This is a genomic window from Candidatus Nitrosopumilus sp. bin_68KS, assembly GCF_054095825.1.
Genome location: NZ_JBSWSP010000016.1, coordinates 1 through 11,245, shown reverse-complemented (window position 1 = coordinate 11,245; position 11,245 = coordinate 1). Strand labels below are relative to the sequence as shown.

At 34.2% G+C, this 11,245-nt stretch carries 13 protein-coding genes and 1 pseudogene; 2 read left to right on the top strand and 12 right to left on the bottom strand.

Going from position 1 to position 11,245, the window contains the following annotated elements:
• Window positions 1-784 (bottom strand): ATPase V (locus ACW9W3_RS07195; protein WP_457765472.1); only part of this gene is annotated, 784 nt, incomplete at its 3' end.
• 136 nt (window positions 785-920) lie between these two features.
• Here ACW9W3_RS07195 and ACW9W3_RS07190 point away from each other — a divergent pair.
• Window positions 921-1,232, top strand: coding sequence for a hypothetical protein (locus tag ACW9W3_RS07190; RefSeq protein WP_457765471.1), 312 nt, complete (start codon window positions 921-923; stop codon window positions 1,230-1,232).
• Here the strand turns inward: ACW9W3_RS07190 and ACW9W3_RS07185 are convergent.
• Window positions 1,221-1,889 carry a phosphatase PAP2 family protein gene (locus ACW9W3_RS07185; RefSeq protein ID WP_457765470.1) on the bottom strand — a complete coding sequence of 223 codons (669 nt, stop codon included), beginning with the start codon at window positions 1,887-1,889 and terminating at the stop codon, window positions 1,221-1,223. The genes ACW9W3_RS07190 and ACW9W3_RS07185 overlap by 12 nt on opposite strands.
• 79 nt (window positions 1,890-1,968) lie before the next feature.
• On the opposite strand from ACW9W3_RS07185, the gene ACW9W3_RS07180 reads away from it, so the two are divergent.
• Window positions 1,969-3,237, top strand: coding sequence for a phosphoglycerate kinase (locus tag ACW9W3_RS07180; protein ID WP_457765469.1), 1,269 nt, complete (start codon window positions 1,969-1,971; stop codon window positions 3,235-3,237).
• Here the strand turns inward: ACW9W3_RS07180 and ACW9W3_RS07175 are convergent.
• The 10 genes and pseudogenes from ACW9W3_RS07175 to ACW9W3_RS07130 form a co-directional block, all read right to left on the bottom strand.
• Window positions 3,230-3,577: a hypothetical protein gene (locus ACW9W3_RS07175; protein ID WP_457765468.1), complete on the bottom strand. Its 348-nt coding sequence runs from the start codon at window positions 3,575-3,577 to the stop codon at window positions 3,230-3,232. The two genes, ACW9W3_RS07180 and ACW9W3_RS07175, sit on opposite strands and share 8 nt — an antisense overlap.
• 1 nt (window position 3,578) lies before the next feature.
• Complete coding sequence (locus ACW9W3_RS07170; protein ID WP_182130402.1) at window positions 3,579-4,022, bottom strand: iron-sulfur cluster assembly scaffold protein; 444 nt, start codon at window positions 4,020-4,022, stop codon at window positions 3,579-3,581.
• Entirely contained in the window at window positions 4,019-5,263 is a 1,245-nt protein-coding gene (locus ACW9W3_RS07165; RefSeq protein ID WP_457765467.1) for a cysteine desulfurase, read from the bottom strand. Before ACW9W3_RS07165 ends, ACW9W3_RS07170 begins: the two co-directional genes overlap by 4 nt.
• A 3-nt stretch (window positions 5,264-5,266) precedes the next feature.
• A complete protein-coding gene (locus tag ACW9W3_RS07160) occupies window positions 5,267-5,575 on the bottom strand; it encodes a Rieske (2Fe-2S) protein (RefSeq protein WP_457765466.1) in 309 nt (102 codons plus the stop codon).
• Window positions 5,576-5,580: 5 nt separating this feature from the next.
• Window positions 5,581-6,981: a Fe-S cluster assembly protein SufD gene (gene sufD, locus ACW9W3_RS07155; protein ID WP_457765465.1), complete on the bottom strand. Its 1,401-nt coding sequence runs from the start codon at window positions 6,979-6,981 to the stop codon at window positions 5,581-5,583.
• A gap of 24 nt (window positions 6,982-7,005) precedes the next feature.
• Window positions 7,006-8,406: a Fe-S cluster assembly protein SufB gene (gene sufB / locus ACW9W3_RS07150; protein WP_457765464.1), complete on the bottom strand. Its 1,401-nt coding sequence runs from the start codon at window positions 8,404-8,406 to the stop codon at window positions 7,006-7,008.
• A gap of 77 nt (window positions 8,407-8,483) precedes the next feature.
• A complete protein-coding gene (locus tag ACW9W3_RS07145) occupies window positions 8,484-9,281 on the bottom strand; it encodes a uroporphyrinogen-III synthase (RefSeq protein WP_457765463.1) in 798 nt (265 codons plus the stop codon).
• A complete protein-coding gene (gene cobA / locus ACW9W3_RS07140; protein WP_457765462.1) occupies window positions 9,281-10,021 on the bottom strand; it encodes a uroporphyrinogen-III C-methyltransferase in 741 nt (246 codons plus the stop codon). The genes ACW9W3_RS07145 and cobA overlap by 1 nt, the downstream gene beginning before the upstream one ends.
• Complete coding sequence (gene hemC / locus ACW9W3_RS07135) at window positions 10,018-10,953, bottom strand: hydroxymethylbilane synthase (RefSeq protein ID WP_457765461.1); 936 nt, start codon at window positions 10,951-10,953, stop codon at window positions 10,018-10,020. The genes cobA and hemC overlap by 4 nt, the downstream gene beginning before the upstream one ends.
• Window positions 10,950-11,245: pseudogene (locus ACW9W3_RS07130) on the bottom strand (aspartate aminotransferase family protein); the annotation flags it as partial. The gene hemC and the pseudogene ACW9W3_RS07130, both read right to left, overlap by 4 nt.

Sequence of the window (11,245 nt, the reverse complement as noted above, 5' to 3'; positions counted from 1 at the left end):
CTACCTTTTTCTTTGCTGCAGTTTTTCTAACTGGTTTTCTTTTTGCTACCTTTTTCTTTGCTGCAGTTTTTCTAACTGGTTTTCTTTTTGCTACCTTTTTCTTTGCTGCAGTTTTTCTAACTGGTTTCTTTTTAGAGGATTTACGTTTATTTGCTAAAAGTGCTCGTAATTTTGAGGATGCTTTTTCTAAAGAATTTTTAATAGATTCTTCAGTTTTGATTCTTTTTTCTAATTCTTTTTCTAGTTTTTGAGCAGTTTTTCTACTTTGAGTAATTGTTTCACGTAATGTTGGTTTTGATTTTGTTTGCTTTTGAATTTTTGAATCAATTTTTGATTTAACATCAGAATAATTTGAGACCTCATCAGATATCTTTTTGGCAGTTTTTTGCCTGTTTTTTATTTCAGATTCTAATTCTTCTACACGAGTATTTAATGAGCGTAATCTAGCCTCAGCATTCTCCTTTTCTTCAGGATTTTCAGCAAATTCTATTTCTTGCTGTGCTTGTTCTATGGCCTCTTTTTCACGGATTAGTTTTTCTTGTGCAGTAGCCACCAATCTTTCAATACTCTCTAATTGTGAATTTTTTTGTGTTAGAACAGTAGATACATCAGAGACATCTTCTCGTTCTGATTCAATTTTTTTATCAATGGTTGTCAATCCAGTTGAAGATCGTTTTTCAGCAGAACGAACTTGTTTGAATTCTTGTTCAGCTTTTTGTCTAATCTTTGATGCTTCCTGCTTCTTTTTTCTTAATTGAATAACTATTTTTTCTAATGATGTCAATGATACAATCAAAGAAAAAGAGTCGGTTAAGTTGTTAATATAATCAGGATTTGACTTACCAGTTAAGAAAATTAACTAACTTTGATCGCAAAAATCATTTTTTAAAAAATATTAGTCAATAGATTTTAAGAAAAGCATGGATTTTCATCCAAAAGATCTACCGATATCAAAGACATATGATCTAAAAAATGAAAAAGATGCATTAGATGCAGTTGAAGATATGATAAATCTAGGATTCAAAGAAAGAAAAGAAGGATTCAGAGTCCTCATGCCAAAAGAAACAAAATTAGCTAAAAGAATTGGATATTCTGTAACAACTGGAGTAACTCATGGTCTTAGACAAAAAAATGAAATTCGAGATATTAGATATTGGACATACCATCATGATGATAAACATTTTGCAATAGTTCTGATAAGTAATTCTACATTAACTGAGTTAGGTTTTTGATTTCTCAAAAATTTTGTAAAGTTTTGTTCGTTTTGCCATAACTCCGGCAAGCATTATTCCAATTACAGTTCCACCAATTACATCCATAGGATAATGCTGTAGAACATAAATTCTGCTAAGTGAAATCATTACAGGATACAAGAACATCAAATAGGCTCCACGTGGGAATCTCTCTGAGAGGGCATATCCGAGAATAATTGCAAAAATCATTGATCTTGCAGCATGGCCTGAAGGGTATGATGCATCAAATCCACCCTCACAGAATAATGCAAAAGTATCACGGCTAATTGTTACAGGAAAATCTACCCCCTCATACTCAAAATCAGGCCTATCTCTATCTACACCACATTTGATGTAGCCAGTAAGAAGTGTGGATATTACAATTAAAATCATTAGAGTAATTCCAATCCTTCTAGTTTTTGGGATGATTAAAACTATAATTCCAAATAATAACATGTTAAAAACATCGCCACTTTCTGTCACATACTGCATAAAGTTGTCAACTGTAGGGTTTCCAACATTTTGTGAAAAAAATAAAACTATACTTTGATCAAAAGTATCAGTGACCCCAGAATAAACCAAGCCAGTAAGAACAAGAAATAATGCAGTCAGTAAAACAAAGGAGCGGGACCTAATATCAAAAATCCAATTTTGCAATTAATTAAACCTCAAGTTGGTAGTTTTTAATTTTTGTCAGTAGATAAGTTTTGAAATTATGAATCACGGTTTGTAAATAATGTTAGTGAAAATAAATGATCGGCTCAAAGAATTTAACCAAGGGGATAATAGAAAGGGCGTGAAGGTACTCACACTAGATGATTTTGACCTAAAGGGCATGACCGTTTTTGTAAGAGTGGATATGAATTGTCCAATAGATCCAGATACCATGGAAATTTCAGGTACTAAAAGAATTGAAGAAGCAATTGAGACATTACAAGCACTAAAAGAATCCAAAGTAGTTGTCGCATCACATCAAGGACGAGTTGGCAATAATGACTATACAGGGATGGACAAACATGCCAAAGTTCTTGAGAAATTAATGAATAGAGAAATTAAATATGTCGAAGATACTATTGGGGAGGCAGCTCAAAATGCAATTAAAAATTTAGAAGATGGAGATATTTTACTTTTAGATAATCTAAGATTATGTGCAGAGGAAAATTATGAATTTACACCAGAAAACGCTGCAAAAACAATAATGGTTTCAAGATTATCAAAATTGTTTGATCTATGTGTATTAGATTCATTTCCCAGTGCACATAGATCACACCCATCAATTGTTGGATTCCCACAAGTAATTCCTGCTTGTGCAGGAAGAATTGTTGAAAGAGAAGTTAAAAATCTAGATGAGATAATGACGGTGGCCAAAGCACCACATGTGATTGTACTTGGAGGATCCAAAGTTCCAGATAGATTAGAGGCAATCAGATTATTGATTCAAAATGGACGTGCAGATCACGTATTATTAACAGGCTTGATTGCCAATGTATTCATGCGTGCACAAGCCAGAATCAAATCACCTCTTGGAATTAAAAGAGAAGATGAGGTAGTAGCAAAAGCTCATTCTTTGATAGGAGAATATCCAGATGTGTTTGCAACACCAGTGGACATTGCAATTGACAAAGATGGGGCAAGAGTAGAGATGGATGTAAGAGAGATTGCTAAAACTGATAAAATTTATGATTTAGGTCCAAAAACTGTAGAATATTATTCAAAATTAATTGCGGGTGCTGGTACTGTCTTTATCAGTGGGCCTGCAGGATTTTTTGAAAAAGAAAATTTCAGTTTTGGTACTAAAGCATTACTTGATTCTGTTGCAAACTCTATGGCAACTACAATTGTAAGTGGAGGACACCTGACATCTGTTCTTAAAAAACTTGGATTGGCAGAAAAAATCAATCATGTAAGTACTGCAGGTGGTGCACTAGTGCTTTATCTAACAGGAGAAAAATTACCAATGATTAAAGCATTAGAAGATGCAGCTAAAAAATACAGAACTAAATAGAAGACTTACAAGAAGAGTTCGGACAGATTCTTGCTTCTGATGGTCCAAGATAGATATCATGGTTACAAGAATTGCAATGAAATTTTTCAATTGGATCGAATAATTTCATCCATATTGTTGTAAAGTTCTGGGCAATGTTTCGGGCAAGACCAGAATCACAAATTTCGTTAAAAAAAGATTCAGCATCATCAATAACCCAAGAAGGATCAAGATCGCCATTTTCTTTTATAATTTCAAAAATTTCATCATTAGTGAATTTTCCATCAGGATCATTGAATTTTTCAAAAATTATTTTTCTAATTTGCAATGATACTGGCATTGTAGGAGTAAAATCACTCATACTAGTACAGATTTGCTGCCTCTTCTTTTAGTTTATCTACATCAGGAGTATCTTCCATATTCTTTCCAATGTAGGTGTAAAGAGCAGATTTTAGCACTTTAAGGGAAAGCAATGCACATTTTATTCGAACAGCCTGGAGATGTTCCAAACCCAATTCACTTAGTACATCATTTTTTTCAATTGCTCGTGCTTCATCAAGGGTCTTACCTTTTGTAATTTCAGTTAGAACCGAAGAGCAAGCCATACAAATTGCACATCCTTTTCCATGAAATTTGATATCTGTTACTTTGTTATCATCAATTTTCATATCAATGTCTATGCTATCACCACATAATGGATTTGAATCGTGAAAAGTAACATCATGGTTTTCAATCTCCCCATAATTGATCGGGTTTCTAGAATAATCCACTATCATTTCATGATAAATATCTGCATTACCACTCATAGTTTGAACACCTTTGCCACAATGTTTAACGAATTTACCAGAATATCAATGTCTTCTTTAGTATTGTAAATGTAAAAACTAGCCCTGGATGTTGCAGCAACATTTAGGCGCTCCATTAATACTTGAGCACAGTGATGCCCAGAACGTACTGCAATTCCCTCTTCATCAATTATTTGAGCAACATCATGAGGATGTACATCTGCAAAATTAAAAGAGATCACACCTCCACGTTTTGACATATCCTGTGTACCATAGATCTGAAGTCCTTTGACTTCAGATAATTTTTCAATAGCGTACTTTGTCAGTTCAATTTCATGCTCTCGTATATTGTCCATTCCAATTTTTGTAAGATAGTCAATTGCAGCACCTAATCCAACAACATCTGCAATATTTGGAGTGCCTGCTTCGAATTTGTATGGCAAATCATTCCAAGTTGTTTCATATTTGTGAACTTCTCGAATCATATCACCACCACCATGAAATGGAACCATAGTTTCCAAAACAGACTTTCTGACCCATAAAACACCTATTCCTGTTGGGCCTAACATCTTGTGTCCTGAAAATGCAAAAAAGTCACATCCTAATTTTTCAATGTCAACTTTCATGTGAGGTACTGCCTGAGCGCCATCAATTAGTGTGAAAACGCCTGCGGATTTACATTTTTCAACAATTTTTTCAGCATTAGTTATTGTTCCAAGGACATTTGACATTAAACTAAAGGTTACAAGCTTGACTTTGCCTGTTGCAAGATATTTGTCAAGATCATCTAAAATTAATTCACCATTATCATCCATTCGAATGTATTCTAGTTTGGCATGTTTCTCTTGGGTAACTAGTTGCCATGGTACAATGTTACTGTGGTGTTCATATTCAGTAGTAACTACAATATCGCCTTCATTGATATGAGGTCTGCCCCAGGCATATGCAACTAGATTAATTGCTTCAGTGGTTCCTCTAACAAAAATAATTTCTTGGCGATTTTCAATGTTAATGAATTTTGTGATTTTATCTCTAGTTGCCTCATAAGCTTCAGTTGCTTCTTCAGCTAGTGCATATACGGCTCTGTGAATATTTGCATTATGATTTTGATAGTAATCAGTGATAGAGTCAATTACTTGATTTGGTTTTTGTGTGGTTGATGCATTATCAAGATACACAAGTTGTTTGTTATCTCTAACAGTTCTTTGAAGTATTGGGAAATCTTTTTTTATATTTTCAAATAATGATTCTGTACTTTGCATTTCTTAAAGCTCCACGTAAATTTCGTTGTCATCTATTTTAACATTGTACACTTTGAGAGGAGTCTCTGCAGGAAGATTTTGAGGTTTACCATCATCTAAATTAAAAACAGATAGATGTAATGGGCATCTTACACCTTCTTCACTGAGAAAGCCAGTAGAAAGATCTGCATCAGCATGAGTACAAATTAAATCAGTTGCATGAATTTTTCCTTTGAGATTAGCCAGTAAAAGTTTTTTATCATCATGCACAAATCCAAAAAGTTGTCCTTCTTTTACCTGCTCTAATTTGCAAGCTTTAATCCATTCTGACAAAATATTCACCGATACTTGTAGTGTTGCTCAATTTCTGCGTCTTCATTATAACGTGTCTCTTCTACTTCAACAAATTTAGTTAATTCTGCATCAGTGTTAATTGTGAGTTCACGATTTTCCCATTTAGATTCAATAAGATATGCAATCCACGCCCTTACTTGGAAGGACATTTTTCTTGAAAGAGGTTCCAAGAATCCCTCTACAATAGTTCTTTCAGCCTCTTCGTGAGTTAGACATCTAGTTTTAAGATAAAATATTTGCTCTTCGTCAATCTGAGCAACAGATGCAGAGTGTGTAGCCTTTACATCATTTGTAAATATCTCCAACCCAGGTATTGCATCAGATTTTGCATCCTTATCTAAAAGAATAGAACGGCCAGACAGAAATGAATTTGACTTTGCAGCATGTTCTTTAATTCTAATCATTCCCTTGAAAAGAGATTTTGATTTGTTTCTAAGAATTGATTTTTCAACTACTCTTGCATCAGTAGATGGACTTTCATGATTCACATCAGTTTGAATATCAAATGATTGTTCATCATTTCCAAATATTACTTCAGAATCGTTTGCAGATGCACCACTGCCATTAAGAAAATATTCAATCTTGTATCTAGATAAAACAGAGCCAAATAATCCTGAATACCAATTTACTTTAGCATCTTGTGCCAAATCAGTACGCCTTGTTGAAAAGTTTACTGTATGCTGATCCATTAATTGTAAAGTTGTAACATCTAGTTGTGCATTAGCTGCAACATTTGTGTTTAGTAATTCAAGATATGCGGGTTGTTTTTCTGTTTTTGGAGAATAGATTTCTTGGACAATTGTAGCTTTACTACTTTCATCTGCAAAGATAATATTTCTAGCAATGGTGGAATTACCATCTTCAGAAAGACATGCCAAAAAGTGAATTGGTTTCTCCAAGACAAGATTGCGTGGAATATGGATGAATACTCCTGAGTTAAATGCTGCATTGTTTAATGCAGTGAATTTATCATCATTAGAGTTTGAAGATTCTAGTGCCTTTTTCACCAGTTCAGAATTATTTTTAATTGCATCAGATATTGAAGAAATTACAAGACCTTTAGATTTTAAATCATCTGAAATATTGATTTTGTGAACGTTTGTTCCAATCTGTATAATGCATGTTTCATTTTCCAACTCAGTTAGTCTTTTGTTTAGAAAACTCGGAATGGTTTCAGTAGTAGATGTTGAAAGTAATACTTGTTCGGGATCCATTTTTTTGGCATCAGTGTATTTGTTGTAAAGAGGAGACATTTCAAGGGGGAGACTGTCATAGATAGAAAGGGAGTTTTTTCTATAATCTTTGAGCCATTCAGGTTCATTTCTTGATGAGGAGATCTCATCGATATGGTTTGTGTTGATTTTTGATAGCGCTTCTTGAGACATTTTTAATCAAAGTAAATTGGGAGTTTATCCCACAGAGTCATCCATTTCTAGTTTGATTAGTCTGTTGAGTTCTACTGCGTATTCCATTGGAAGTTCTTTTGTAAATGGCTCCATGAAACCATTAACAATTAAAGATAGTGCTTCCTCTTCAGTAAATCCTCTACTCATCAAATAGAAAATTTGTTCATCACCAATTTTTCCAACTGTTGCTTCGTGAGTAATTGTTGCGTCTTCCTGATTGATTTCCATGTATGGATATGTATCAGTCTTGGATGTATCATCTAAGAGTAATGCATCACATCTTACAGTTGCCTTGACATTTGTAGCACCTTTTGCCACATTAAGTAATCCTCTGTAAGTTGAACGTCCATCTAATCTGCTTACTGACTTTGATGTGATTTTAGATGTAGTATTTGGTGCAAGATGAACCATTTTAGCACCAGTATCTTGGTGTTGTCCTTTTCCTGCAAATGCTATAGAGAGTGTCTCACCATATGCTCGCTCACCCATTAGATAGATTCCAGGATACTTCATTGTTAGTTTACTTCCAATGTTTCCATCAATCCATTCTACTGTTGCACCTTCATATGCATAAGCACGTTTTGTAACTAAATTATACACATCACTACTCCAATTTTGGATTGTTGTGTAACGTAGTTTAGCATCTTTGTGTGCAACTAATTCTACAACTGCAGAGTGAAGTGATTCTGAAGAATAGACAGGAGCAGTACATCCTTCGATATAGTGAACTTCTGAGCCTTCATCAGCGATGATCAATGTTCTTTCAAACTGACCAATGTTTTCAGCATTAATTCTAAAGTATGCTTGTAGTGGCATGTCGACTTTGACACCTGGTGGAATGTAGATGAACGAACCACCACTCCAAACTGCACTGTTTAGTGCTGCAAATTTGTTATCCTCTGGAGGAATAATTTTACCAAAGTATTTCTTGAAAATCTCCGGATGTTCATGAAGAGCTGCATCAGTATCTAAGAACAGAACGCCTTGTTTTGCCAAGTCTTCTCTTAGACTATGATACACAACTTCAGACTCATATTGTGCACCAACACCGGCTAAGAATTTCTTTTCAGCTTCTGGAATTCCAAGTTTATCAAATGTTTTTTTAACATTGTCTGGTACATCATCCCAGTTCTTTTCTACTTTATCTGATGCTTTTGCATAATAGTAGATATTTTGGAAATCAATAACACTGAGATCTCCACCCCAAGTTGGCATTGGTTTTTTCATAAAAATTTCATAAGATCGTAATCTAAATTCAAGCATCCAATCTGGTTCATTTTTCATTTTACTGATGCTGATTACAGTTTCCTTAGACAGGCCTTTCTTGCTAAGGTGGACATAAAGTTCTGTAGAGTCTTTAAAATCATATTTGGAATAATCCATATCGAGGTTTTCAGTTGCCATGTCCATCATAACCCCGTTATATTATAAATACATGAGGAAAAATAGGCACAGCTAAATAGCTTTAGCTAAATTTTAGATTATGCAGTAAGAGTATTTTTCATTGCATCAAAGGCTCCTGCAACGGTGTGAACTTGAGATACAGTATTTTTAACATTGAATTTTTTTAATTCATCTGAAGTAAATGGACCAATAGAGACTACAGATAATTTTGCAAGGTTTTCAAGTAATTTGTCATCATCATAATCTTTTGACATTATCTCAAAAAATCCACGTACAGAAGATGCACTGGTAAACACTATCCCATCAACTTTGTTCTGAGAAAATAGTTCTCTGAATTCATTCCATTGAGTGGTATCTCTAAATGCACAAACATCATAAAGATGAATTTCAAGTACATCAATTCCAATTTTGTTTAAAAGTTCTTTGAGAAATGGTGTTGATGCACCACTGCGAGGTACAATAACTTTTTTTCCAACTGCATTAATTTGTGTGAATTCCTCACCGACACCAACAGATGAAAATGTAGTAGGTTGAAGATTTACTTTGATGCCCTCATTTTCAAGGGCTATTGTTGTTTTTGGACCAACAGACATGACTATAGTATTTGCAACAGCTAATTGCAGTTTATCTAATTTTTCAACATGTTTTGCCGTATCAAAGAGAAGTTTTACTGCCTTTGAACTCATAAAAACAGAGTAATCAGGATTGTACTTCGCAACAGCGGCTAAAAACTCATCAACTATTTTTTCTCCCTTACTTACAAGTTCAATTGTGGGTAATGGAAGTGGTTTTGCATGATTTTGCTCTGATAGTGAAATGAATTCAGTTGCGTCGTCTTTGGAACGTGTTATGGCAATAGTTTTTCCATCAAGCATTATTTCCACCCAATAATATCAGACAAATCAACAACATTTCCAATAATGATATTTGTTGGAGGAGTTATTTTGTTTTCTTTAACTTTTTTTGCAATATTTGTAACTGTTCCTTTGATCATTTTTTGTTTAGGAGTAGTACCATTTTGAATTACAGCAACAGGAGTTTTCTTATCCATTCCTCCAGCAATTAGTTGTCTGCAAATAATATCAATTCTTGATAGTCCCATCATAATTACAATTGTATCGACAGATTTTGCAAGTCTTTTCCATTTTACAATCTCTTGCTTCTTTTCAGGATCTTCATGACCTGTAACAAAAACTACTGATGATGCATGCTTTCTATGAGTTAATGGGATGCCGGCATATGTGGCAGAGCCAATGCCAGAAGTGATTCCTGGAACAATTTCATATTTTATGTTATTTTCTTTAAGAAATTCTGCTTCTTCACCACCACGTCCAAAGATTATAGGATCACCACCCTTTAGTCTAACAATATTTTTTTTAGATTTTGCATATTTTACCATCAAGTCATTTGTAGTAAGTTGATGAGTTGTATCATCACCTACTGCTCTTCCAACGTAAATTTTTTCAACAGATTTTGGAATCATTGAAATTATTTTTTTACTTACTAGTCTATCATACAAAACAACATCTGCTTTTTCTAGCAATTCAACTGCACGAAGTGTAATTAATTTATGATCACCAGGTCCGGCCCCAACAAGAAATACTCTTCCAGTCATGTGTTATTCCATTCCTCTACTTTTTCTCTCCAATTTAATGCAAGATCATTAACTCCTTTCTTACGCAATTCTTCTCCGGCATTTTTGCCAAGTGATTTTGGATCATTTTTGCTGCCTGTCTTGCTTACTTGTAGGGATTGTTTTCCGTCAACAGAAAATGCAAATACTGTCAATGTCATCTCTGAGCCATTTGATTTAGCATATGCACCTAAAGGAAATCTACATCCAGAATCCACATAGTCAGATAATGCTCGCTCTGCCTCTATTTCCAATCTAGAGTCTGCATCTTCAATTTTTTTTAGCATAGAAATAGTATTTTTATCATCTACTCTAGCGACAATTGCAATTGCGCCCTGCCCAGGAGAGGGAGAAAACATATCAATTGATAGTGGAGAAAAGTTCACATCAACTCCTAATCTTGAGATACCAGCTTGTGCAAGAACTATTGCATCAAAATTCTCTCCAGATGCTTTTCTTATTCGGGTTTCAATATTTCCACGTATTGGTTTTACGGTGACATCAGGTCTAATTCTTGAAACTTGGACTGCACGTCGAAGTGAGCTTGTTCCAATAACTGCATTTTTCCTAATATTTTCCAACGAAGAACCATCTGATGAAATAAAGACATCATTTACTGCTTCACGTTTTGGAATAGATGCAATGATTAAACTTTCATCTAATTCTGAAGGAACATCCTTTAGACTATGAACTGCAAAATCGACTTCTTTTTGAGATACTGCCCTATCGACTTCTTTTTCAAAGATTCCTTTCTGATTAATTGTGAATAATGGCCTAGAATCAGTATCACCCTTGGTCGTAATAGATTTTATTTCATACTCACAGTCCGGATTTACTTTTTTTAGTTCTGATATTACCCAGTTTGTTTGAGCAATGGATAATTGACTGCCTCTTGCACCTACAATGTATTTCATTTTTTCACCGATTTTAGTGCTACATCATATGCATCAAGTGTTTTGTTTAGATCATTTTCTGTGTGAGCATCAGATAGAAAAACCACTTCAAATTGTGAAGGGGCAATGAATATTCCTTTTTTCAATAATGTTCTAAACATTTTCTGAAATTTCTTAGAGTCTGCTTTTTTAGAGGTTTCATAATTAATGACAGATTTGTTTGTAAAAAATATCTGAAACATTGAGGCTGTAAAGTTGATTTGGTGAGGAATATTCATGTCAGTGGCCATATCATCAAGTGCGGTAGAAAATA